This is a genomic window from Pseudomonas sp. P2S-1 (genome assembly GCF_057197725.1).
In genome coordinates, this window is the sequence record NZ_CM170068.1 from 5,959,141 (window position 1) to 5,983,421 (window position 24,281).

A 24,281-nucleotide genomic window follows, 5' to 3' on the forward strand; every position below is an offset into this window, starting at 1 on the left:
GGATTATTCGCCGCTTACCGCTTCGTCACGGTGCAGGGCGACCTGGCGGATCGACAGGCGCACCTCTGCCGACAGTACACGCTTGGCCGCGCCCTCGGCCAATTCCCCGAGCTTGTCGTGGAAGCCCAGCTTGCCGGCTGCGTCCGGGCGCAGCACGCCTTGCTCGACCAGGGTCTGGATAAAGTGGCGGAACAGGCTCTTGTCGAAGAACTCCGGGGCATTCAGGCCATGCAGGATCGACAGGCGCTGGGCCATGACCACGCACAGGTCCTCCAGCTCCTCGGCGCTCAGGCTGTGCTGGCCGCTGTTGAGCAGCAGCGCGGTGGCCATGTAGAAGCGCTGCAGGGTCTGGGTGATGGCCCGGGCCAGCAGGGTCAGCAGGACGAACTGCCGCGAACTCGGTGCCGGGCGCAGGTAGACGTCGTTTTCCTTGCGCAGCAGGCCCTGTTCGACGAAGGCTTGCAGCCACTGGTCGACCACGCCATCGAGCTCGTCCTGCTCCCAGCGGATGAACAGCTCCGATTGCAGGTACGGATACAGCGCGTGCACGTATTGCAGGATCAGCTCGCGGCTCATCCGCGAGCTGCTCTGGAAGAAGCTCGCCAGCAGCGCCGGCAGGGCGAAGATGTGCAGGACGTTGTTGCGGTAGTAGGTCATCAGGACGGCGTTCTGCTCGTCCAGGTAGAGGATGCGTCCCAAGGCGTCACGTTGCTCGGCCAGCAGGTCCATGCCGCGCACGTGGTCGATCAGGGCCGCACCGTCGCCTTCCGGCAAGGTGGTATGCGGCGAGTAGGGCACCTGGCGCAGCAAGGCCAGGTACAGGTCGAGGACCCGGGTCAGGGCGCGTTCATCCAGGGCCAGGCGGCTGGTGGAGAGCAGGGCCAGGGCCACCAGGTTGACCGGGTTGATCGCCGCCGCTTCGTTGAGGTGGCGGGCGACTTTCTCACCCAGGCGCGACGTCGTTTCGTTCAGCCAGGCCGGGCGGAACTGCGGGGCCAGTGGCTGTTCGCGCCAGCCGGGTTGCTGCTGGTCGAGGAACTGGTTGAGGCGGATCGGCTCGCCGAAGTTCACCGAGACCTGGCCGAAACGCTGCTTGAGCGCGCCGAGGACCTTGAAGATGTCGAAGATCGACTCCTTCTTCTTGCTCGCCCCGCGCAGTTCGCCAAGGTACGTGCGGCCTTCCAGCACCCGCTCGTAGCCGATGTACACCGGGACGAAGACGATCGGCGTGCGCGATGAACGCAGGAAGCTGCGCAGGGTGATGGCCAGCATGCCGGTCTTGGGTTGCAGCATGCGCCCGGTGCGCGAGCGGCCGCCCTCAACGAAGTACTCCACCGGGAAGCCCTTGGTGAACAGGGTGTGCAGGTACTCGTTGAACACCGCGGTGTACAGCGGGTTGCCCTTGAAGGTGCGGCGCATGAAGAAGGCCCCGCCACGGCGCAGCAGGCCGCCGATCACCGGCATGTTGAGGTTGATCCCGGCAGCGATGTGCGGCGGGGTCAGGCCGTTGCGAAACAGCAGGTAGGAGAGCAGCAGGTAGTCGATATGGCTGCGGTGGCAGGGAACGTAGATCACCTCGTGGCCGGGGGCGATGCCCTGGACCTGCTCGATATGGTTGACCTTGATGCCGTCGTAGATCTTGTTCCAGAACCAGCTCAGCACCACTTCGAGGAAGCGGATCGCGGTGTAGGTGTAGTCCGAGGCGATCTCGTTGCCATATTTGAGCGCCGTGGCTTCGGCCTTGGCCAGCGGGATCTTCTCGCGCTCGGCCTCGTCGGCGATGGCCTGGCGCACCAGCGGGTCATGGACCAGGCCCTTGACCAGGTTGCGCCGGTGGGAGATGTCCGGGCCGATCACCGCGGTCTTCAGGTTGCGGAAGTGCACCCGCAGCAGGCGCTGGGCCATGCGCACGGTGCGTTCGTGGCCCTTGTTGTGATCGACCAGCTCGCGCAGGTGGATCGGCGCGGAGAACTGCACCCGGGTCTTGCGCCCGAGGATCAGGATGGTCAGCAGCCGGCGCAGGCGCCCGGTCACCGCCCAGCTGTCGGCGAACAGCAGTTTCCATGGGCTCGACTCACTGGCCGGCGACTGGCCCCAGAACACGCTGACCGGAATGATCTGCGCATCCTGCTCGGGCTGCTGGCTGACCGCGCTGACCAGGCGGCCCAGGGTCGGCGGTGCGCCGCGCTTGTACTGGCGGCCGAGCCAGTCGGGCTCCGGGGTCAGGTAGAAGAACGCGGCGGGCTCCATCAGCTCGCCCACGGCCACGGGCAATACCGGGCGTGGAAGCCCGGCTTTGGTGCATTCCTTGTCCAGTACCGCGAGGTCGGTCAGCGACGGCGACTGGATGGCGTAGAACACCGGACGGCTGCGGTCCAGGTTGAGGGTGAAGGAGGACTGGTTGATGGTCTCGGAGCGAACCCACAGGTACAACAGTCGGCGCAGGGCGCCAAAGATCAGGCGGCGCAAGGGGGAATGGGTCATGTGGAGTGTGCTCTGGAAAATGGAACGGTCGTGCAGACAGGCGGGCAAGTGTGCCGTATCCGCGTAAGTTGAGCAAAAACCGGTCTGGTCATGAAAAATAATTTATGTCTGTCTTATACTCGGTCCGCCGTTTGCAGGAATATTCGGCAAGCGGCGTACGCAGGGGTTCCCATTCCCCCGCTGACAAGGCGAGTCCAAAATAAAAATCCGGAGTGTTACTGATGTCGTCTCGTGAGACTGGAAGTGTGAAGTGGTTCAATGACGCCAAGGGCTATGGCTTCATTCAACGGGAAGGCGGGGCGGACGTTTTCGTTCACTACCGTGCGATTCGCGGTGAAGGGCATCGCACTCTGCTGGAAGGGCAGCAGGTCGAATACAGCCTGACCCAAGGCCAGAAAGGCTTGCAGGCCGAGGATGTGATCGGTCTTTAAGCTTTAAGTCGCAAGCTACAAGCTGCAAGTTGACCGCGCCAGACTTGCAGCTTGCCGCTTGAAGCTTGCAGCTTCAGTGGGTGCGCCAGGTAATCTCTTCTTCACCATCGGCACTGATGCGGATCCAGCGATCAGCGTCTTCCTCGCCTTCTTCCTCGACCCAGCTACCCGGTGCGCAGCGTACTTCGACGTTCAGTGCGGCATGGGCAGCCCGAGCGCAGGCGATGTCGTCTTCCCACGGCGTGCTGTCACTTTCCAGGTAGAGACTGTTCCATTTTCCTACGGCCTTGGGCAGCCAGGTAACAGGAATGTCACCGGCGGTGCATTTGAAGGTCTGGCCTTTCTGCTTCCACTCGCTGCACGGACCGACGGCGTCGTTGAGCCAGGCGGTGATCTGCTTGTGGTCGACGTCGGCGTCCTTCAGGTAAATCTCGATATCGGGTTGGCGCATGGGATTCTCCGGAAAGGCTCAGTCCTGCAGGACAAAATAGTCGTAACGCATCGATACCGTCACGTCGAACGGCGCCGCCTGGTCGATCACCGCCGCCCGCCGTTCGGCGCTGGCGCGCCAGCCGTGGGGCGTCATCGCCAGCAGGTTGGCGCGGTCGGCGGGGTTGGCCAGGCTCAGGCGGAATTCGAGGATTTCGCTGTGGGCGTGGGCCATGTCCGCCGGGACCAGGGCCAGGTGCTTGTCGTCGGCGTAGTCGCGCACTTCGTCGTAGAGCTTCTCGCGCAACTCCATCAGGTGGCCGCTGGTCGGGCCGACCCGCATCAGGCCGCCGCCGGGGCTCAGCAGGCGGCGTGCCTCCTGCCAGTCCAGCGGGCTGAAGACGCTGGCAATGAACTGGCAACTGGCATCGGCCAGCGGCACCCGGGCCATGCTCGCCACCAGCCAGGTCAGTTGCGGGCTGCGCTTGCAGGCGCGCTTGACCGCCTCGCGGGAGATGTCCAGGGCATAGCCATCGGCCTTTGGCAGGGCTTCGGCCAGTTGCGCCGTGTAGTAACCCTCGCCGCAGCCGATATCTACCCAGCGCGCGGGCGTGCGCTCGGCGGCCAGTTCGGCCAGGCGTTTCGCCACCGGCGCGTAATGACCCGCGTTGAGAAAGTCGCGACGGGCTTCGACCATGGCCTGGTTGTCGCCGGGGTCGCGGCTGTTCTTGTGCTGCACCGGCAGCAGGTTCAGGTAGCCCTGGCGGGCCCGGTCGAAACGGTGGCCGGCGGGGCAGCCGACACCGTTGTCGAGGTCGCGCAGGGGCTCGCGGCAGATGGGGCAGGCGAGCATCAGGCGAGCAACCGGGTCAGGGTCTGGTAGTAGATCTCGGTCAGCACATCGAGGTCGCTGGCGAGGACGCGCTCGTCGACCTGGTGGATGGTGGCGTTGACCGGGCCCAGTTCGACCACTTGGGTGCCCAGGGTGGCGATAAAGCGACCGTCGGAGGTGCCACCGCTGGTGGAGGCCTTGGTCTCGCGACCGGTGACCGCCTTGATGCTGGCCGATACCGCGTCCAGCAGGTCGCCCGGTTCGGTGAGGAACGGCAGGCCGGACAGCGCCCATTCCACGTCCCAGTCCAGTTGGTGCTTGTCGAGGATCGCCGAGACGCGCTGCTGCAGGCCTTCGACGGTGGATTCGGTGGAGAAGCGGAAGTTGAACAGCGCGGTCAGTTCGCCCGGGACCACGTTGGTGGCGCCGGTGCCGGAGTTCAGGTTGGAGATCTGGAAGCTGGTCGGCGGGAAGAACGCGTTGCCTTCGTCCCAGTGCTCGGCGGCAAGTTCCGCCAGGGCCGGGGCGGCCAGGTGGATCGGGTTGCGGGCCAGGTGCGGATAGGCCACGTGGCCCTGCTTGCCGCGCACGGTGAGCTTGGCGCCGAGGGAGCCGCGACGGCCGTTCTTGACTACGTCGCCGACCAGGGTGGTGCTCGACGGTTCGCCGACGATGCACCAGTCCAGGCGCTCGCCCCGCGCGCGCAGGCGCTCGACCACGGCCTTGGTGCCGTGGTGGGCCGGGCCTTCTTCATCGCTGGTGATCAGGTAGGCGATCTTGCCGCGGTGGTTCGGGTAGTCGGCGACGAAGCGCTCGGTGGCGACGATCATCGATGCCAGGCTGCCCTTCATGTCGGCGGCGCCGCGCCCGCAGAGCATGCCGTCGGCGTCGATCAGCGCCTCGAACGGATCGTTCTGCCAGGCCTGCACCGGGCCGGTGGGGACCACGTCGGTATGGCCGGCGAAGCACAGCACCGGACCGTCCTGGGTGCCGTGGGTGGCCCAGAAGTTATCGACGTCCTCGATGCGCATCGGCTCGAGCATGAAACCCGCGTCGCCCAGGCGCTGCATCATCTGTTTCTGGCAATCGAAGTCGAGCGGGGTCACCGAAGGGCGGCGGATCAGGTCGCAGGCCAGTTCGAGGGTGGGCGAGAGTTCGGCGGGGGCCGTCATGAGGGACTCCGGGAGCAAGGCAGGGGGTACGATTTTGGGGCGTTATCTTATAGCAAAAGCGCGGTGGCAGGACGCCGGATCGCTGCTGTTTGTCCGGGAAGGGAAGGTAATGGCAGGGATTGCACGGCCCCTGTGGGAGCTGGCTTGCCAGCGATGAGGCCGGCACTGACGATGATGTTGTCAGATCTGGCCCTATCGCTGGCAAGCCAGCTCCTACAGGTGCGGTGCAGTGCTTGAGTCAGGCGGCGGGAGCCTGCTCCACGGCCTCGGCCGGCTTCGGCAGCGACGACAGCAACGCCATCACCAGCGCCGCCACATATGGCAGCGACTGCACCAGCAGCATTGCCACCCAGAAGCGCATGTCATTGCTCGGCAAACCCTGGACCAGATAGATCCCCGCCGCCGCGCCCCACAACAGCAGCATGATGAACAGCTCTTCCCGGGCTTCCGACAAGGCCACCAGCAGCCCATGGCTGTCGGCATTCTTCGGCGTGCGGAAGAACGGAATGCTGCTGGTGAAGAACCCGTACAGCACCGCCTTGGCAATGGTGTGGGACAACGCCAGGCCGGCCAGCGCCGCAGCGAAGGCGTCCTTCAGGTTGACCCCGACCGCACGGCGATACAGGAACACGATCTTGCCCACCTTGAACACGAACAGCGCCAGCGGCGGGATCGCGAAGATCAGCAGCGGCGGGTCGACCCGCTGCGGCACGATGATCATCGCCGCCGACCAGAGCAGTGCGCCGATGGTGAAGAAGATGTTCATGCCGTCGGCGATCCACGGCAGCCAGCCGGCCAGGAAGTGATAACGCTGGCCACGGGTCAGCTCGGTGTCCTTGCCGCGCAGCAGGCTGGCGGTGTGGCGCTTGATGATCTGGATGGCGCCGTAGGCCCAGCGGAAACGCTGTTTCTTGAAGTCGATGAAGGTGTCCGGCATCAAGCCCTTGCCGTAGCTGTTGTGGGCATAGGCGGCGGACAGGCCTTTTTCGAACACGCGCAGGCCCAGCTCGGCATCCTCGCAGATGCACCAGTCGGCCCAGCCCAGTTCTTCCAGGACCGAACGCCGGGTCATGGTCATGGTGCCGTGCTGGATGATCGCGTCACGGTCGTTGCGGGTGACCATGCCGATATGGAAGAAGCCCTTGTATTCCGAGTAGCAGAGCTTCTTGAAGGTGCTTTCGTTCTGGTCGCGGTAGTCCTGCGGCGACTGCACCACGGCGATCTTCGGATCGGCGAAGTGCGGGACCATGTGCTTGAGCCAGTTGCGGTCGACGCAGTAGTCCGAGTCGATCACCGCGATCACTTCGGCATCCGGCGCGGTATGCGGGATCAGGTAGTTCAGCGCGCCGCCCTTGAAGCCGGCCAGCGGCGAGACGTGGAAGAACTTGAAGCGCTCGCCGAGCAGCTCGCAGTGGGCCTTGATCGGCTCCCACACCGCTGGATCCTTGGTGTTGTTGTCGATGATCAGGACTTCGTAGTCCGGGTAGTCGAGTGCAGCCAGGGCATTGAGGGTCTGCTTGACCATCTCCGGCGGCTCGTTGTAGCACGGCACATGCACCGAGACTTTCGGCCGGTAGGCATCATCCGCTTGCACCGGCAGGAATTCCCGCCGGCGCTTGTGGGTCCAGACCGCCTCGGCCAGTTCGTGGGCCTCGGTCAGCAGGACGATGAACACCCCGAGCGCCCCGAGCGCGAGGAGGAAGCCCACGGTCAGGCTGAACCAGGTGCTGTATTGCTGGCTGTAGTCGTAGCCGATCCACACCAGTACCGAGCCACAGAGGAACGCGATGAAGGTCAGGAAGGTGCGGCCACGCTGGCGCAGGGCCGAGCCGTCGATCAGCAGCAGGGTCAGGGAGAGCAGGGCGAGGACCACCGAGCCCACCGCCAGCACCCGCCATTGCGGGATCGCCACCACCGGGCCTTCGAAGTTGAATTTCTGCTGGCGGGCAGCGTTGAACACGCCCCAGTAGGCGCCCACCGAGCCTTCGTCGCTGGCCTTCCACGGCTGGTCGTAGGCTTCGATGACAAAGTAGTTGTAGCCCTGGCGGTTGAGCTTGTTGACCAGGGTGCGCAGGTAGATGGCCTGGTCGGCCTGGGTGGCATCGGCACCGCCGCGCATGCGCCCGTTGCTTGGCCAGCCGACTTCGGACAGCAGCAGCGGTTTGCGCGGGAACAGGTGCTTCATGTCGCGGGCACGGTCCAGCACGAACTGCCCGGCATCCTTCATCGGAATGAATTCCCAGTACGGCAGGATGTGCGCGGCAATCAGGTCGACGTGCTTGGCCAGTTCCGGGTGCTCCTTCCAGATGTGCCATTGCTCGGAGGTGGTCACCGGCACCTTCACCGCAGCGCGGACCCGGTCCAGGTACTTGATCAGCTCTTCCGGGGTGATCTCCTCGCGGAACAGGGCCTCGTTGCCGACCATCACCCGGACCACACTACGGGTGGTATTGGCCAGTTCGATGGCTTTCTGGATTTCCCGCTCGTTGCGCTCCTGGTCGGGGCTGATCCACACGCCCAGGGTCACCCGCAGGCCGAACTCCTCGGCCAGGCGCGGAATCTCGGCCTGGGTGCCTTCGACGGTATAGATGCGGATGCTGTCAGTCAGCTTGCTCAGCTGTTCGAGGTCTTCACGCAGTTCGGCTTCGGTCGGGTACTGGCCCTTTTGCGGGCTTTCGCCGAGGCGGAAAGGGGAATAGGAGAAACCGGAGATCTGCTCCGGCCAGTTCGGGGCGGACACCGGGCGGTTGATCAGCGCCCAGAACCCGGTGAATAGCGCGGCGATCGCCATGACGATCACCAGGTTGAGACCAAATTTACGCGATGACATAAGTAGTTCGGGTTCCGGAGAGTGGAACGGGCCGGCGCGGCAAGCGCGGATCCAGGGACGGCGTCGGGTCAGTTCTTGTGGGAATTTCGACCGGGCAGCCATTGGATTTTCTTCAGAAGGCTAAGTTCTGAAACCCGTTGGTGTCGTCCAAGACTTTTTGCAGCGTAGGACATTTCGTCGGACATTAAAGCAGCATTGCTATCACTCTTGCCAATGCACGGGCTGTCCGAAGGCGCTGTCATTGCTCTCGTGGGGGCCTATAATGCGCGCCGGTTTTTTGCGGGGTGTGCGTCATGAGCAATGAAGATCCACGGTTTGCCGGCATTGCCCGGCTGTACGGCCTCGATGGCCTGCAACGTCTGCGCGATGCCCATGTGGCGGTAGTCGGCATCGGCGGCGTCGGCTCGTGGACGGCGGAAGCCCTGGCGCGCAGTGGTGTGGGCGAGATTTCCCTGTTCGACCTGGATGACGTTTGCGTCAGCAACACCAACCGTCAGGCCCATGCCCTGGAAGGCAATGTCGGCAAGCCCAAGGTGGACGTGACCGCCGAGCGCCTGCGCGCCATCAACCCGGCCTGCCGGGTGCATGCGCTGAGCGATTTCGTCACCCGCGAGACCATGGCCGAGTACATCACCGAGGAGATCGATTGCGTGATCGACTGTATCGACAGCGTGATGTCCAAGGCCGCGCTGATCGCCTGGTGCAAGCGCCGCAAGATCGCCATCATCAGCACCGGCGGCGCCGGCGGGCAGATCGATCCGACGCAGATCCAGGTCGCCGACCTCAACCGCACCTACAACGACCCGCTGGCCTCGCGGGTGCGTTCGACCCTGCGCCGCGACTACAACTTCTCGCGCAACCAGAGCCGCAGCTATGGCGTGCCGGTGGTGTTTTCCACCGAGCAACTGCGCTACCCGCAGCCGGATGGCAGCGTGTGCCTGGACAAGAGCTTCGTCGGCGAAGGCACCCGCCTGGACTGCGCCGGTGGCTTTGGCGCGGTGATGATGGTGACGGCGACCTTCGGCATGGTCGCCGCGAGCAAGGCAGTGGACAAGCTGGTGGCCGGCGCCCGCCGGCCGTCCGAGCGCAAGCCGGCTCAGACCCCCGAAGCGAGCTGAGCCATGCGTTGCAGCACGGCGTTCAGGCCGTTGCTGCGGGAAGGGGAGAGCTGGCGGTCGAGACCCAGTTGACGGAACCAGCCGGGCAGGTCCAGTTGCTGCAGTTCGGCGCTGGACAGGCCGTCAACCCGTACCAGCAGCAAGGCCAGCAGGCCGCGGATCAGGCGGGCGTCGCTGGCCGCGGCGAAGCGCCAGCGCCCGTCGTCCTGGCGGGCCACCAGCCAGACCTGGCTTTCGCAACCGTGGACGCGGTTGTCTTCCGACTTTTCCTCATCCGTCAGCGGCACCAGGCGTTCGCCCCACTGCATCAGCAGGCGGGCGTGCTGTTCCCAGCCGGAGGCGGCAGTGAAGGTATCGAGGGCTTCCTGAGCTTCTATCGGCAGGCTCATCGCAGCAGCTCCAGGGCCTGATCCAGGGCGCTGAAGAAATGCTGCAGGTCGTCCGAATCGTTGTACAGCGCCAGCGACACGCGGATCGCGCCGTCCAGGCCGAGGCTGTTGACCAGCGGCATGGCGCAGTGATGACCGGCGCGCACGGCGATGCCCTGTTCGGTGAGCAGGTGGGACAGGTCGGCGTTGTGCACGCCCTCGACCACGAAGCTGGCCAGGGCCGCTTGCGGGGCGCCGAGAATGCGCACGCCTTCGCGGTCGTTGAGGCCGCGCAGCAGATGACGGTGCAGGGCGGCTTCGTGCTCGGCCACGGCATTGCTGTCGAGGCTGGCGAGATAGTCGAGGGTCGCGCCGAGGCCGATCACGCTGGCGATCGGTGGAGTGCCGGCTTCGAAGCCGAGCGGTGCGTGGCGGAAGCTGGAGTCCTGGTAACCGGCCAGTTGCACCATTTCGCCGCCGAACTGCCAGTGGCGCAGTTTCGCCAGCGCCTCGTTGCGCCCGTAGAGCACGCCGAGGCCGTCGGGGCCGTAGAGCTTGTGGCTGGAAAACACGTAGAAGTCGCAGCCCAGCTGGCTCACGTCATGGCGACCATGGACGATGCCCTGGGCGCCGTCGACCACGGTAATCGCCCCTTGGGCGCGGGCGTGGTTGAGCAGCGGTTGCAGTGGCTGCCAGGTGCCCAGCACGTTGGACAGCTGGCTGACCGCCAGGACGCGGGTCCTGGGGCCGATCAACTGCAAGGCGGCGTCGAGGTCGATCTGGCCGTTTTCCGCCAGCGGCAGGATCACTAGCTTCAGGCCACGGCGCTTGGCCAGCTGTTGCCAGGGCAGCAGGTTGGCGTGGTGTTCGAGGGCGCTGACGGCGATTTCTTCACCCGCTTCGAAGCGGTGCTCCAGCCCGTAGGCGAGCAGGTTCAGGGCCGAGGTGGCGCCGTGGGTGAAGACGATCTGGCTGTCCGCCCCGGCATTCAGCCAGGCGGCGAGCTTGTCGCGACTGGCCTCGAAGGCCTGGGTCGCCAGGGCGCCGGGCAGATGCTGGGCACGATGCACGTTGGCGGCGCCATGAACGTAGTAATGGTTCAGGGCATCGAGCAGGGCTTGGGGTTTCTGCGTGGTGGCCGCGCTGTCCAGATAGGTCTGGTGCTGGCGTTGCAGGGTGGCGATGGCGGGAAAGTCCGCGCGCCAGGAAGAGGGCTGGAACATGATCTTTGGGCCTGGATATCGGGTCTGGCGAATGGCCAGACCCGATCGTACCACTTAGTTGTGGGCGTGCAGCGCTTCGTTCAGCTCGATCGCCGACTTGTGGGTCTTGCACTCCACCGCGCCGCTCACCGAGTTGCGGCGGAACAGCAGGTCGGTCTGGCCGGCCAGGTCGCGGGCCTTGACCACTTTCACCAGCTGGTTCTGCTCGTCGAGCAGTTGCACCTTGGTGCCGGCGGTGATGTACAGGCCGGCTTCGACGGTGTTGCGGTCGCCCAGCGGGATGCCGATACCGGCGTTGGCGCCGATCAGGCAGCCTTCGCCGACCTTGATGACGATGTTGCCGCCGCCGGACAGGGTGCCCATGGTCGAGCAGCCGCCGCCCAGGTCCGAACCCTTGCCGACGAAGACGCCCGCGGACACGCGGCCTTCGATCATGCCCGGGCCTTCGGTGCCGGCGTTAAAGTTGACGAAGCCTTCGTGCATGATCGTGGTGCCTTCGCCGATGTAGGCACCCAGGCGCACGCGGGCGCTGTCGGCGATACGCACGCCGCTCGGCACGACGTAGTCGGTCATCTTCGGGAACTTGTCGACGGAGAAGACTTCCAGCAGCTCGCCTTTCAGGCGGGCCTCCAGTTGCGCTTCGGCCAGTTCGGCCAGGTCGATGGCGCCCTGGCTGGTCCAGGCCACGTTCGGCAGCAGCGGGAAGATCCCGGCCAGGCTCAGGCCGTGGGGCTTGACCAGGCGGTGCGAAAGCAGGTGCAGCTTCAGGTAGGCTTCCGGAGTCGAGCTCAGGGCCGCGTCTTCGGCCAGCAGGGTGGCGACCAGCGGCTTGCTGCTTTCGGCCAGACGGGTCAGCAGGGCAGCCTGCGCCGGGTCGATCGACTTGACCGCTTCGGCCAGTTGGCCAGCCTGGGCCGGGCTGAAGGCGATGGCCTGGTTGCCGGCTTCATAGCCCAGCAGCGAGCTGACCGCGGCGACCAGTTCGGCGGACGGGTTGAGCAGGGGCTGGGCGTAGAAGACTTCCAGCCAGGCGCCCTGGCGGTTCTGGGTGCCGACCCCGAAGGCCAGGCTGAACAGGGAATTGGACATGCGGTTACCTCGTACTGAAATTGATGGAAAGCGGGCGGCTCACTGCAGGGCGGCCGCGTACAGGTCCGGTTTGAAACCCACCAGGGTCTTGTCGCCGAGGTCGAGGACCGGGCGCTTGATCATCGACGGTTGGGCGAGCATCAGCTCGACGGCCTTGGCCTGGTCAAGGTCGGCCTTCTGCGCGTCATCGAGCTTGCGGAACGTGGTGCCGGCGCGGTTGAGGATCTTTTCCCAACCGTGCTCGGCGCACCAGCGGTTCAGGCTGTCGCGGTCGATGCCCTGGGTCTTGTAATCGTGGAAGTCGTAGCCGATGGCTTTTTCTTCGAGCCAGGTACGCGCTTTTTTCATCGTGTCACAAGCTTTGATGCCGTAGAGAATGTAAGCCATTGAACTTCAAGGGTCGCCGGTCTTGCCCGGGGCGACCCCGCAACTCCTCGAAATGTGGGGTGGGCGGGATTATGCGGGATCAATCGGCACGGCGCCACGGCTGTGGCGCCGGCTTCTGACCGGCGAGTTTTCAGGCGTTGCCGAGCAATTGCCGGGACTCGATGAATATCACCCCGGCCTGCTCCAGTTCGGCCATGGCCAGTTCCAGCGAGCCGTTGCTGTCGATGGCCCGGCAGGCGTCCAGCACCACGTAGGTGGTGAAGCCCTCGCGCCGGGCATCCAGGGCGGTCCAGGTCACGCAGAAGTCCAGGGCCAGGCCCACCACGTAGACGCTGGTGATGCCCTTTTCGCGCAGGGCGCCGGCCAGCCCGGTGGTGGTCTTGCGGTCGGCTTCGAAGAAGGCGGAGTAGCTGTCCACCAGCGGATTGCCGCCCTTGCGCACGATCAACTGGGTATGGGGAATGTCCACCTGCGGATGGAATTCGGCACCGTGGCTGCCCTGGATGCAGTGGTCCGGCCACATGACCTGGGGGCCGTAGGGCAATTCGATGACGTCGAAGGGCTTTTCGCCCGGGTGGCTGGAGGCGAAGGAAATATGCCCGGCCGGGTGCCAGTCCTGGGACATGACCACGTTGCGGAAACCCTCGGCGATCCGGTTGACCAGCGGCACGATCGCATCACCCTGGGGCACGGCCAGGGCGCCGCCGGGGGTAAAGTCGTTCTGGATATCGATCACGAGCAGGGCGCGATCGGGGCTATCGTTCTTTACGGCGTCGTTGCTCATCAGGCCTTCCTTGCGTTCACGGTGGCGGAGTTATAGCAGCGCTTATTGAAGAATATTGTTGCGTAGCATGATGTTACATATTGTCCGGTAACCTGCGACTTAGGTGCAGCGGTCTCTTGGTGGCACAGCTCGTTACTATATGTGTCCAATGCCGGCCAGCTGTCCAGTGACGCCAGGCAAGCTTTTGAATCGAACAGGGAAACACGCCACATGCAGTCAGCCTATACCGTCCTCATCCTGCTGATGCTGGTCAGTGTCTCCAAGCTGGTGGGGCGGATGATCCCGTTGCCCCTGCCGCTGGTGCAGATCGGCGCCGGGGCGCTGCTGGCCTGGCCGACTCTTGGCCTGCATGTGGCCCTCGACCCGGAACTGTTCCTCTTCCTGTTCCTGCCACCATTGCTGTTCTCCGATGGCTGGCGCATGCCCAAGCGCGAACTGTGGCGCCTGCGCGGCCCGATCCTGACCCTGGCCGTGGGGCTGGTGCTGTTTACCGTGGTGGGTGCCGGCTACTTCATTCACTGGATCATCCCGAGCATCCCGCTGCCGGTGGCCTTCGCCCTGGCGGCCGTGCTGTCGCCCACCGACGCCGTAGCGGTCTCCGCGATCACCCAGGACCGCCTGCCGACCCCGCTGATGCACATGCTCCAGGGCGAGGCCCTGATGAATGACGCCTCGGGCCTGGTGACCTTCAAGTTCGCTCTGGCGGCGGCCATCACCGGAGTGTTCTCCCTCACCGAGGCCAGCCTGACCTTCGTGCTCGTGGCGATTGGCGGCCTAGCCATCGGTGTGGCCCTGAGCTGGCTTGTAGGTCGCCTGCGGGCCTGGATGATCGCCCGCAGTTGGGATGATCCGGCGACACATGTGGTGTTCATGCTGCTGTTGCCGTTCGCCGCCTATGTGCTGGCCGAACGCCTTGGCGCTTCCGGGATCCTCTCGGCGGTGGCGGCGGGCATGATGCAAAGCTGGCTCGACCTGCTGCCACGGCAGACCAGCACGCGTCTGCTCAACCGCAGCGTCTGGTCGCTGCTGGAGTTCGCCTTCAACGGGCTGATCTTCCTGCTGCTGGGGTTGCAGTTGCCGGACATCATCAAGGCCGTGACCAGTCACGAAGCCTCGCTGTGGCCGACCCTGGCCTGGCGCTGCCTGGATGTACTGGCGATCTTCGCCGTACTGGTGCTGCTGCGCTTCGTCTGGGTGCAGAGCATCTGGCGCCTGATCGGCGTGGTCCGGCGCTGGCGTGGCAAGTCGGAGCTGGTATTGCTGCCGGACGCGCGTTCCTGCTGGTTGCTGACCATTGGTGGCGTGCGCGGGGCGGTGACCCTGGCGGGCGTGATGTCGGTGCCGTTGCTGATCAGTGCTGGCACCGGCTTTCCGGAGCGGGATCTGCTGATCTTCATTGCGGCCGGGGTGATCCTGTTGTCGCTGGTGTCGGCCTGTATCGCCTTGCCACTGTTGCTGCGGGGCGTGGAAAAAAGTCCGGACGATGCCTTGCAGCAGGAGGCCGATGAAACCTGGCGGCGGACTGCCGAGGCGGCGATTCATGCCCTTGAAGCCGAGGAAACCGCCGAGCCGGGGGCGGCCCAGGATGCTTCCCAGGCTGCGTTGGCAGCCGAGTTGAAGGCGCGCCTGATGGCCGAGTATCGCCAGCAGTTGGACGCTTACAACGACAGCGCTGAAGCCCGGGCGCTGGCCGAGCAGATGGATCAGCTGGAGCGGCGCCTGCGCCTGCGGGCACTGCGGGCGCAGCGGTTGGAGCTGTATCGCATGCATCGGCATCACGAGGTCGGCGACGATGTGGTGCGCAAGGTGCTGGGGGAGCTGGATATGAGTGAGGCGAATCTCGGGCAGGTGAAGTGAATCTTCGTTGCTGCTGATGGCCTCGTCGCTGGCAAGCCAGCTCCCACAGAGATCGCGTGCACCGCTAAACCTGTGGGAGCTGGCTTGCCAGCGATGAGGCCATCAGTAACGACGTCAAACGCCTGGGCAAGTGAAGTTCCATGACGAGTTCATGGAGATTCTCTGGAGAGTTCCGCAATCCTCTATTTCGCAGAAACCCAAGGACATAGCCTCTGCCCATCTCTCCTGGTTCGAGGCTTTCATCGATGTCTTTCGATTTCCGCCATTGGCTGGCACTGGCCTGCCTGCTGCCCGCCATCCTGTTGCTCGGCATCAGCTCCGATATGCCGGTGTTCCGCGATGCCGCGCGTATCGAGGCGATCAACAGGCATGAGGACAATGTCGATTACCGGCTCAAGGCCGAGCGGTTCAACCAGGCAGTGAAGGAAGAGCTGACGCCCAAGTTGAAGCTGGAAGGCTATGGCATGAGCTTCCTGCTGTTGTCGGTGTTCATGATGCAGATACCCAGGGGCGGGCAGTCAGGGTGCAGGCGGCTTCTGATCCATGGCTTCGGCACCCTCGTCCTTTTTCCGTTGCTGGCCATCGACATGACCATCCGGGATCAGGTACGCAGCCTGTATCCGGCCTGGGGCGACAGTCTGGGGCCGGCCTGGCTGGTGATAGTGCTACTCGACTTGGCGTTATGGCTGTTGCTGGCGCCATTTCTCTATCAGGCATGCCGGGGTATGCGGGGTACAGGGAGGGTCAGCAGAGGCGTCGCAGCGCTACTGGCGCTGGTGTGTCTGGTGCTGTCAGGTGTTGCACTGGCGACTGGCGATTATGTCGCCCTGGCAGTAGCGGGAGGTCTGCTCGTGTTCTTCGGCTACTTTCTGCGGTTTGCCGCAGAAAATGTGCGGCGCTGAGGTCGTTCAGCGCCGCACCTGTCTCAGCCTTCGATGAACGCGCGAATCCGTTTCGCCGCTTCGACACACTCGGCCAGCGGCGCGACCAGCGCCATGCGCACCCGGCCGGCACCCGGATTGACGCCATCCACCTCACGGGACAGATACGAACCCGGCACCACGGTCACATGCTGCTGCTCGAACAGCCCTCGGCAGAACGCCGCATCGTCATTGCCCGGGACCTTGGCCCACAGGTAGAAGCCACCGTCCGGCTTCTGCACGTCCAGCACCGGGGCGAGGATTTCCAGCACGGCGTCGAATTTCTCGCGGTACAGGTCGCGGTTGTCACGCACGTGGGCTTCGTCGTTCCACGCGGCGATGCTCGCCAGTTGGGTCTGCACCGGCATGGCGCAGCCATGGTAGGTGCGGTACAGCAGGAAGCCCTTGAGGATCTCCGCGTCGCCGGCCACGAAACCGGAACGCAGGCCCGGCAGGTTGGAGCGCTTGGACAGGCTGTGGAACACCACGCAGCGCTTGAAGTCGCTGCGCCCCAGCTCGGCGCAGGCGCTCAGCAGGCCCGGCGGCGGGCTTTGCTCGTCGAAGTACAGCTCGCTGTAGCATTCGTCGGCGGCGATGACGAAGTCGTACTGGTCGGCCAGGGCGATCAGTTTCTTCAGGGTTTCCAGCGGCACCAGGGCACCAGTCGGGTTGCCCGGGGAGCACAGGAAGAGGATCTGGCAGCGCTGCCAGACGTCCGCCGGCACCGCGTCGAAGTCCGGGTTGAAGCCGTTCTGGTCCAGGCAGGGCAGGTAGTGCGGCTTGGCGCCGGCGAGCAGGGCTGCGCCTTCGTAGATCTGATAGAACGGGTTCGGGCTGATGATCAGGCCGTCATCGCTGCGCTGGACCACCGCCTGGGTGAAGGAGAACAGCGCTTCGCGGGTGCCGTTGACCGGCAACACGTGGCGCGCCGCGTCCAGCCAGCCGGCCGGCACGCCGAAGCGTTGCTCGCACCAGTGGGCGATGGATTCGCGCAAGGCCGGCAGGCCGAGGGTGGTCGGGTACACCGCCATCTGGTCGAGGTTGTCGGCCAGGGCCTTGGCCACGAAAGCCGGCGAGGTGTGCTTCGGTTCGCCGATCGACAGGGCGATGGCGCGCTTGTCCGCCGCGGGGGTAACGCCGCCCAGCAGGGCGCGGAGTTTCTCGAACGGGTAGGGCTGAAGCTGGTTCAAAGCGTTGTTCATCGGCGCAAAGGTCTCGTCAAGGCATCAAATGGTCAGGCGAAAGGATTCGGTCCCGCTGGCCTGCTCGACCCGCAACTGCTCGACGATGGCGTCCTGCAGGCGGCTGCACAGTTGTGGGTCGGAAAGCGGCTGGTTGTCGGCGTCGGTGATGAAGAACACGTCTTCCACCCGCTCGCCGAGGGTGGCGATCTTGGCGTTCTGCAGCGACAGGTCGAAGTCCAGGAAGATCTTGCCGATCCGCGCCAGCAGGCCGGGGCGGTCGGGGGCGATCAGTTCGAGGATGGTCACCGGGCGCTGGGCATCGTTGAGGATGGTCACCTGCGGCGGGAAGGCGAAGTGCTTCAGCTGGCGAGGCACCCGGCGATGGATGATGCTCGGGTAGTCGTCCGGGTTGCGCAGGGCGTCGCTGAGGCCGTCGCGGATCTGCTTGACCCGCTGCGGGTTGTTGCCGATCGAGCCGCCGTCGTTGTCCAGGACGATATAGGTGTCGAGGGTGAACTGGCTGCTCGAGGTGATGATCCGCGCGTCATGGATGTTCAGGTTGAGCTGGTCCATGGCGGCCACGGTCACGGCGAAGAAATCGTGCTGGTCCGGGGCATAGATGAAGATCTGCGTGCCGCCCTCGAATTCACGCTGGGTGGTCTCCTTGATCAGCACCAGCGGGCCGCTGTCGGCAGGTTGCTGAAGGATTGCATCGGAGTGCCAGGCCACGTCGGCGGAGGTGTGGCGCAGGAAATAGTCGTCGCCCAGTTGCGACCAGAGCTGCTCGACGTCGTCCTGGTCGTTGCCTTCGCGGACCAGGATGTCCAGTGCCGCGCTTTGTGTCTGGCGGATCTGTTCCTCGCGGTCCAGCGGGTTTTCCAGGCCGCGGCGCAGGGCGCGCTTGGTCTCGGTGTAGAGCTGGCGCAGCAGGCTGGCGCGCCAGGAGTTCCACAGGCTGGGGTTGGTGGCGTTGATATCGGCCACGGTCAGCACGTAGAGATAGTCGAGGTTGACTTGGTTGCCCACGTGCTGGGCGAAGTCGTGGATCACCTGCGGGTCGGAGAGGTCCTTGCGCTGGGCGGTGGTCGACATCACCAGGTGGTTCTGCACCAGCCAGACGATCAGGCGGCTGTCCCACGCTGGCAACTGGTGACGTTCGCAGAAGGCTTGCGCATCCACCGCGCCCAGCTCGGAGTGATCGCCCTGGCGACCCTTGCCGATGTCGTGGTAGAGGCCGGCCATGTAGATCAGCTCCGGCTTGGGCAGGCGGCCCATGAGCTTGCTGGCCAGCGGGAATTTCTCCGAGACCGGGGTGTACTGCAGCTTGCGCAGGTGCTTGATCAGGTTGAGGGTGTGCGCGTCCACCGTATAGATGTGGAACAGGTCGTGCTGCATCTGCCCGACGATCAGGCCGAACTCCGGCAGGTAGCGACCGAGGATGCCGTAGCGGTTCATCCGCCGCAGGTTGCGGTGGATGCCGATCTCGCACTTGAACAGCTCGATGAACAGGCTGGTGTTACGGATATCGTTGCGGAACTTGTCGTCGATCAGGTGGCGGTTTTCCCGCAGCAGGCGGATGGTGTCCGCGCGCACGCCCTTGATCTCGGGGTGCTGGGCCATCAGCACGAAGATTTCCAGCATGGCGAACGGGGTGCGCTTGAACACGTTCGGGCGCACCGCCTCGATATAGCCGTCGTGCAGCTGGAAGCGCGCATTCAGCGGCTGGGTGCTGGTGCTGCTGTCGTCGGCGAGGATGACTTCCTCGAAGTGCTGGATGATCAGGTCGCTGAGCTCGGCGATACTCATCACCACCCGGTAGTACTGCTGCATGAACTGTTCGATGGCGCGCTTGGGGTTGTCATCGACGAAGCCGAGCAGGGTGGCAATGCTGCGCTGATGATCGAACAGCAGGCGATCTTCGGCACGCCCGGCAAGCATGTGCAGGGCGTAGCGGACTTTCCAGAGGAATTCCTGGGACGCGGCCAGCAGCTTGTTCTCGTCTTCCAGCAGGAAGCCTTCGCCAGCCAGGGCGTGCAGGTTGAGGGTGCCGAACTGGCGCCGGGCGACCCAGAGCACCGTCTGGATATCGCGCAGCCCGCCGGGAGAGCCCTTGACGTTGGGTTCGAGGTTGTACTCGGTGTCGTTGTACTTGTGGTGGCGAGCCTTCTGCTCGGCGCGCTTGGCCAGGAAGAACTCCTTGCTCGGCCACATGTGCCCGGTGCTGGTGACCTCGAGCATGCGCTGGCGCAGGCGCTCGGGGCCGGCGATGGTGCGGCTTTCCATCAGGTTGGTGATCACCGTCAGGTCGGCGCGGGCCTGTTCGGCGCACTCGTCCACCGAGCGTACGCTCTGGCCCACTTCCAGGCCGATATCCCACAGCAGCGTGAGAAAACGCTCGATCGAGTCGCGGAAGATCTCGTGGTCGGCATGCTCCAGCAGGATCAGCAGGTCGATGTCCGAGTGGGGGTGCAGTTCGCCACGCCCGTAGCCGCCCACCGCGACCAGGGCGATATCGGCTTCGTCGCTCCAGTCGAAGTGGTTCCAGGCCTGTTGCAGGATGTTATCGACGAACCAGGCGCGGTCCTCGATCAGGCGACGGATGTCGCGGCCTTCGCGGAAACGCTGGTCAAGCACCTCGCCGGCACGGCGGATGGCCTTCTTGAACGCCGCGATGGGGCTTGACTTGAGGGCCAGTTCCGCCTGGAACTGGCCGCGATCGAACAGCTCGGGATCCACCTGGGGCATCGAATCGTCCTGTCTGGTCAGGCTGAAGTACGGGGAATGGTGTCGTCTTTGCGCAGGGTGAAGATTTCATAGCCGGTGGCGGTGACCACCAGGGTGTGTTCCCACTGGGCGGAAAGCTTGCGGTCCTTGGTGATGGCGGTCCAGCCGTCGCCCAGGACCTTGGTGTCGGCCTTGCCCTGGTTGATCATCGGCTCGATGGTGAAGGTCATGCCTTCCTGCAGCTCCATGCCGGTGCCGGCGCGGCCGTAGTGGAGGATCTGCGGTTCTTCGTGGAACACCTTGCCGATGCCGTGGCCGCAGAACTCGCGAACGACCGAGAAACCGTTCTTTTCCGCGTGTTTCTGGATCACTTCGCCGATATCGCCCAGTCGGGTGCCTGGCTTGATGATCTCGATGGCCTTGTACAGGCACTCCTGGGTGACCTGGGACAGGCGCTCGGCCCAGACCGGCACGCTGCCGACGTGGAACATGCGGCTGGTGTCGCCGTGGTAGCCGTCCTTGATCACGGTGACGTCGATGTTCAGGGTGTCACCGGCCTTGAGCGGCTTCTCGTTGGGAATGCCGTGGCACACCACGTGGTTGATCGAGGTGCAGATCGACTTGGGGAAGCCCTTGTAGTTGAGGGGCGCGGGGATCGCCTGCTGGACGTTGACGATGTAGTCGTGGCAGATGCGGTCCAGTTCCTCGGTGGTCACGCCGGGCTTGACGTGCTCTTCGATCATTTCCAGGACTTCGGCGGCAAGGCGGCCGGCGATGCGCATCTTTTCGATGTCTTCGGCGGTTTTGATGGTGACGGTCATTGCAGGCTCTCTACGGCGCCTTCGCGGCGCGGGCGAACAGGAAAGGGGCGATTCTAACAGAGCGCGCGGGGGTTCTGGGGCTCGCGCGGCGCATGGTTGCCTATATAGATGATGGCATTCTGGCGTGATCCCCGGCGTGATGCCACGGCCTGAACATGATTGGCAAATCAGGTTTCGTTGGTCATCCGAGTGTGGTATAAAGTGCGCCGCTTTGTGGGGATGGCCCCCAAAGCTCAAACCCACACACGTATCGACACGGTGACCTGGGTGCCCCGATCCACTGGATCTGCGGGTTGGTCATTGGGATGCGTGGAGGCCCAACCCGACTTATCAAGGAACTATCATGTCCCAAGTCAACATGCGCGATATGCTGAAGGCCGGTGTGCACTTCGGCCACCAGACCCGTTACTGGAACCCGAAAATGGGCAAGTTCATTTTCGGCGCGCGCAACAAGATTCACATCATCAACCTGGAAAAAACCCTGCCAATGTTCAACGAGGCTCTGACCTTCGTAGAGCGTCTGGCCCAGGGCAAGAACAAGATCCTGTTCGTCGGCACCAAGCGTTCCGCTGGCAAGATCGTAGCTGAAGAAGCAGCACGTTGCGGTTCGCCGTACGTCGACCACCGCTGGTTGGGTGGCATGCTGACCAACTACAAGACCATCCGCGCTTCGATCAAGCGTCTGCGCGAGCTGGAAACCCAGGCTGAAGACGGTACCTTCGCCAAGCTGACCAAGAAAGAAGCCCTGATGCGCTCCCGTGATCTGGAAAAACTGGATCGCAGCCTGGGTGGTATCAAGGACATGGGCGGCCTGCCGGACGCACTGTTCGTGATCGACGTCGAGCACGAGCGCATCGCTATCACCGAAGCCAACAAGCTGGGCATCCCGGTCATCGGCGTTGTCGATACCAACAGCAGCCCGGAAGGCGTTGACTACGTTATCCCAGGTAACGACGACGCCATCCGCGCTATCCAGCTGTACATGGGTTCGATGGCTGACGCCGTCATCCGTGGTCGCAACAACGTTGCCGGCGGCACCGAAGTTTACGCTGAAGAAGCGCCAGCTGCCGAGTAAGCGACGCTCGCGTCGACTTGGCACGCAAAAAGGGGGCTAGGCCCCCTTTTTGCCACCTTGAAATCCTCCTGTCGCCAAGTGTCCGCATCATCGACGCGCCGCCTATGAGACAGGCTGTTGATTTCCAGAATTGAGCCCCCGTTAATCGCGGGTGGAATGGTTGAAAACCTATCCAAGAGGATTTTGAAATGGCAGAAATTACTGCAGCGTTGGTCAAGGAACTGCGTGAGCGCACTGGCGAAGGCATGATGGACTGCAAGAAAGCCCTCACCAAAGCCGGCGGCGACATCGAAAAAGCCATCGACGATATGCGCGCTTCGGGCGCCATCAAGGCTGCCAAGAAGGCTGGCAACATTGCCGCCGAAGGCGCCATCGCCATCAAGGACGACGGCAAGACCGCCGTTCTGATCGAAGTCAACTCGCAGACCGACTTCCTCGCCCTGCAAGACGACTTCAAGGCATTCGTTGCTGCCAGCGTCGAAAAAGCCTTCAACGACAAGCTGACCGACGTCGCTCCGCTGATCGAAGCCCAGGAAGAGGCTCGCCTCGCTCTGGTTGCCAAGACTGGCGAAAACGTCAACATCCGCCGTCTGGCGCGTGTTGAAGGCGACGTTCTGGGTTCGTACCTGCACGGCAACAAGATTGGCGTCGTGGTCTCCCTGAAGGGCGGCAGCGTCGAGCTGGCCAAGGACATCGCCATGCACGTGGCTGCCAGCAACCCTGAGTTCCTGCTGCCATCGGAAGTTTCCGCTGAAGCGATCGAGCGCGAGAAAGGCGTGTTCCTGAGCCTCAACGAAGACAAGATGAAAGGCAAGCCTGCTGAAATCGTCGAGAAGATGATCAGCGGCCGTATCACCAAGTTCCTGGCTGAAGCCAGCCTGGTCGAGCAAGCCTTCGTCAAGGATCCGGAAATCACCGTGGGTGCTCTGGCCAAGAAAGGCGGCGCTGAAATCGTTTCGTTCACCCGCTTCGCGGTAGGTGAAGGCATCGAGAAGCCAGTCGACAACTTCGCTGACGAAGTTGCCGCTCAAGTGGCTGCTGCCCAGAAGCAATAAGACGGATTCACATCTGTCGCCCCAAAGAGGCTGCCCGCTCACGCGCGCAGCCTCTTTGTCAAAGCGCAGGCGCTTTTCGTGCCACAAGCCGAGATTCGCCAGCGCGCTGGCGCCCCGTGGGTGCCAAGCTACAGTTGGCGCAGGCTGAAAACAGCCCGCCCGGAATTTATACAAACGCCGCAGGAGAGATTCGCAATGGCTCAGCAGGTTACTGGTCGTCAACCTCGCTATAAACGCATTTTGCTCAAACTTAGCGGCGAGGCCCTGATGGGCTCGGAAGACTTCGGGATCGACCCGAAGGTGCTGGATCGCATGGCCCTCGAAGTCGGTCAACTGGTCGGTATCGGCGTCCAGGTTGGCCTGGTGATCGGTGGCGGCAACCTGTTCCGTGGTGCGGCCCTGAGCGCGGCCGGCATGGACCGCGTGACCGGTGACCACATGGGCATGCTGGCGACCGTGATGAACGCCCTGGCCATGCGCGACGCCCTGGAGCGCTCGAACATCCCCGCCATCGTCATGTCGGCCATCTCCATGGTCGGCGTTACCGACCACTATGATCGCCGCAAGGGTATCCGCCACCTGAACTCCGGCGACGTGGTGATCTTCTCCGCCGGTACCGGCAACCCGTTCTTCACCACCGACTCGGCCGCGTGCCTGCGCGCCATTGAAATCGATGCTGACGTCGTGCTGAAGGCAACCAAGGTCGACGGCGTGTACACTGCCGATCCGTTCAAGGATCCGCATGCCGAGAAATTCGATCGTCTGACGTACGATGAAGTGCTCGACCGCAAGCTGGGTGTGATGGACCTGACCGCAATCTGCCTGTGCCGTGACCACAAGATGCCGTTGCGGGTTTTCAACATGAACAAGCCTGGCGCCTTGCTGAACATCGTAGTGGGCGGCGCTGAAGGAACTCTGATCGAGGAAGGCGAAGAATGATCAACGATATCAAGAAAGACGCACAGGACCGCATGGGCAAGTCCATCGAGGCCCTGGGTCGCAACCTGGCGGCGATCCGTACCGGTCGCGCCCACCCGAGCATCCTGGATAGCGTCAAGGTCCCGGCCTGGGGTAGCGAGATGCCGCTGAACCAGGTGGCTGCGGTCTCCGTCGAAGACGCCCGTACCCTGAAGATCGTCGCTCACGACAAGAACCTGAGCGCTGCGATCGAGAAGGCCATCCTGACCTCCGACCTGGGCCTGAACCCGAGCAGCGCCGGTACCACCATCCGTGTACCGATGCCGGCCCTGACCGAGGAAACCCGCAAGGGCTACACCAAGCAGGCGCGCGGTGTTGCCGAAGACGCCAAGGTTGCCGTGCGCAACGTGCGTCGCGATGCCCTGGCCGACCTGAAGAAGCTGGCCAAGGACAAGGAAATCAGCGAAGACGAAGAGCGTCGTGCGTCCGACGAGCTGCAGAAGCTCACCGACAAGTACGTTGGCGAAGTCGACAAAGCTCTGGAAGCAAAAGAAAAGGACCTGATGGCCGTTTAAGGTCG

At 63.9% G+C, this 24,281-nt stretch carries 21 protein-coding genes; 8 read left to right on the top strand and 13 right to left on the bottom strand.

Translation table 11 applies throughout. From position 1 onward, the window contains the following. Positions 1–3: 3 nt before the first annotated feature. On the bottom strand, positions 4–2,484 hold the full coding sequence (gene plsB, locus AC2CQI_RS26720; RefSeq protein ID WP_075806235.1) for a glycerol-3-phosphate 1-O-acyltransferase PlsB: 2,481 nt from the start codon (positions 2,482–2,484) through the stop codon (positions 4–6). A 221-nt stretch (positions 2,485–2,705) separates the two neighbouring features. Between plsB and AC2CQI_RS26725 the strand changes: the two genes are divergently transcribed. Next, positions 2,706–2,915, top strand: a complete 210-nt coding sequence (locus tag AC2CQI_RS26725) for a cold-shock protein (protein WP_045189627.1) — start codon at positions 2,706–2,708, stop codon at positions 2,913–2,915. Positions 2,916–2,988: 73 nt separating this feature from the next. Here the strand turns inward: AC2CQI_RS26725 and AC2CQI_RS26730 are convergent, their stop codons facing one another. The 4 genes from AC2CQI_RS26730 to AC2CQI_RS26745 form a co-directional block, all read right to left on the bottom strand. Then, positions 2,989–3,366, bottom strand: coding sequence for a hypothetical protein (locus AC2CQI_RS26730; RefSeq protein WP_075806234.1), 378 nt, complete (start codon positions 3,364–3,366; stop codon positions 2,989–2,991). 18 nt (positions 3,367–3,384) lie between these two features. Next, the gene (locus tag AC2CQI_RS26735; RefSeq protein WP_075806233.1) at positions 3,385–4,197 is read right to left on the bottom strand and encodes a putative RNA methyltransferase; all 813 of its coding nucleotides are present in this window, start codon (positions 4,195–4,197) and stop codon (positions 3,385–3,387) included. Next, on the bottom strand, positions 4,197–5,348 hold the full coding sequence (gene dapE / locus AC2CQI_RS26740) for a succinyl-diaminopimelate desuccinylase (RefSeq protein ID WP_075806232.1): 1,152 nt from the start codon (positions 5,346–5,348) through the stop codon (positions 4,197–4,199). Before dapE ends, AC2CQI_RS26735 begins: the two co-directional genes overlap by 1 nt. 238 nt (positions 5,349–5,586) lie before the next feature. Beyond that, positions 5,587–8,178 carry a glycosyltransferase gene (locus AC2CQI_RS26745; protein ID WP_484578396.1) on the bottom strand — a complete coding sequence of 864 codons (2,592 nt, stop codon included), beginning with the start codon at positions 8,176–8,178 and terminating at the stop codon, positions 5,587–5,589. 293 nt (positions 8,179–8,471) lie between these two features. On the opposite strand from AC2CQI_RS26745, the gene tcdA reads away from it, so the two are divergent. After that, a complete protein-coding gene (gene tcdA, locus AC2CQI_RS26750; RefSeq protein WP_484578397.1) occupies positions 8,472–9,296 on the top strand; it encodes a tRNA cyclic N6-threonylcarbamoyladenosine(37) synthase TcdA in 825 nt (274 codons plus the stop codon). Here the strand turns inward: tcdA and AC2CQI_RS26755 are convergent. The 5 genes from AC2CQI_RS26755 to pncA all read right to left on the bottom strand — a co-directional run bounded on the left by AC2CQI_RS26755 (position 9,275) and on the right by pncA (position 13,147). Then, positions 9,275–9,685, bottom strand: a complete 411-nt coding sequence (locus AC2CQI_RS26755; RefSeq protein WP_484578398.1) for a SufE family protein — start codon at positions 9,683–9,685, stop codon at positions 9,275–9,277. The two genes, tcdA and AC2CQI_RS26755, sit on opposite strands and share 22 nt — an antisense overlap. Continuing rightward, positions 9,682–10,887 (bottom strand): aminotransferase class V-fold PLP-dependent enzyme, encoded by a 1,206-nt coding sequence (locus tag AC2CQI_RS26760; protein WP_484578399.1) that lies wholly within the window; start codon positions 10,885–10,887, stop codon positions 9,682–9,684. Before AC2CQI_RS26760 ends, AC2CQI_RS26755 begins: the two co-directional genes overlap by 4 nt. 54 nt (positions 10,888–10,941) lie before the next feature. Then, positions 10,942–11,976: a 2,3,4,5-tetrahydropyridine-2,6-dicarboxylate N-succinyltransferase gene (dapD, locus tag AC2CQI_RS26765; RefSeq protein WP_484578400.1), complete on the bottom strand. Its 1,035-nt coding sequence runs from the start codon at positions 11,974–11,976 to the stop codon at positions 10,942–10,944. Positions 11,977–12,015: 39 nt separating this feature from the next. Continuing rightward, positions 12,016–12,363, bottom strand: coding sequence for an ArsC family reductase (locus AC2CQI_RS26770; protein ID WP_484578401.1), 348 nt, complete (start codon positions 12,361–12,363; stop codon positions 12,016–12,018). 130 nt (positions 12,364–12,493) lie between these two features. Further along, positions 12,494–13,147, bottom strand: coding sequence for a bifunctional nicotinamidase/pyrazinamidase (gene pncA / locus AC2CQI_RS26775; protein WP_075806225.1), 654 nt, complete (start codon positions 13,145–13,147; stop codon positions 12,494–12,496). Positions 13,148–13,357: 210 nt separating this feature from the next. On the opposite strand from pncA, the gene AC2CQI_RS26780 reads away from it, so the two are divergent. Beyond that, positions 13,358–15,004, top strand: coding sequence for a Na+/H+ antiporter (locus AC2CQI_RS26780; protein ID WP_075806224.1), 1,647 nt, complete (start codon positions 13,358–13,360; stop codon positions 15,002–15,004). Between the two features lie 245 nt (positions 15,005–15,249). Further along, positions 15,250–15,906 (top strand): hypothetical protein, encoded by a 657-nt coding sequence (locus tag AC2CQI_RS26785; protein ID WP_484578402.1) that lies wholly within the window; start codon positions 15,250–15,252, stop codon positions 15,904–15,906. Positions 15,907–15,929: 23 nt separating this feature from the next. Here the strand turns inward: AC2CQI_RS26785 and dapC are convergent, their stop codons facing one another. Genes dapC through map form a run of 3 tightly spaced genes read right to left on the bottom strand, consistent with a single transcriptional unit; the run spans position 15,930 to position 20,653 of the window. Next, positions 15,930–17,126, bottom strand: a complete 1,197-nt coding sequence (gene dapC, locus AC2CQI_RS26790; RefSeq protein ID WP_484578403.1) for a succinyldiaminopimelate transaminase — start codon at positions 17,124–17,126, stop codon at positions 15,930–15,932. 24 nt (positions 17,127–17,150) lie between these two features. Then, positions 17,151–19,853 carry a [protein-PII] uridylyltransferase gene (locus tag AC2CQI_RS26795; protein ID WP_075806221.1) on the bottom strand — a complete coding sequence of 901 codons (2,703 nt, stop codon included), beginning with the start codon at positions 19,851–19,853 and terminating at the stop codon, positions 17,151–17,153. 17 nt (positions 19,854–19,870) lie between these two features. Beyond that, positions 19,871–20,653, bottom strand: a complete 783-nt coding sequence (gene map / locus AC2CQI_RS26800; protein WP_484578404.1) for a type I methionyl aminopeptidase — start codon at positions 20,651–20,653, stop codon at positions 19,871–19,873. Positions 20,654–20,996: 343 nt separating this feature from the next. On the opposite strand from map, the gene rpsB reads away from it, so the two are divergent. The 4 genes from rpsB (at position 20,997) to frr (ending at position 24,276) form a co-directional block, all read left to right on the top strand. Next, entirely contained in the window at positions 20,997–21,728 is a 732-nt protein-coding gene (gene rpsB / locus AC2CQI_RS26805) for a 30S ribosomal protein S2 (RefSeq protein WP_009395267.1), read from the top strand. A gap of 188 nt (positions 21,729–21,916) precedes the next feature. After that, a complete protein-coding gene (gene tsf, locus AC2CQI_RS26810; RefSeq protein ID WP_075806218.1) occupies positions 21,917–22,783 on the top strand; it encodes a translation elongation factor Ts in 867 nt (288 codons plus the stop codon). A 195-nt stretch (positions 22,784–22,978) separates the two neighbouring features. Then, a complete protein-coding gene (pyrH, locus tag AC2CQI_RS26815; RefSeq protein ID WP_075806217.1) occupies positions 22,979–23,722 on the top strand; it encodes a UMP kinase in 744 nt (247 codons plus the stop codon). After that, the gene (frr, locus tag AC2CQI_RS26820; protein WP_075806216.1) at positions 23,719–24,276 is read left to right on the top strand and encodes a ribosome recycling factor; all 558 of its coding nucleotides are present in this window, start codon (positions 23,719–23,721) and stop codon (positions 24,274–24,276) included. The genes pyrH and frr overlap by 4 nt, the downstream gene beginning before the upstream one ends. Positions 24,277–24,281 lie beyond the last annotated feature (5 nt).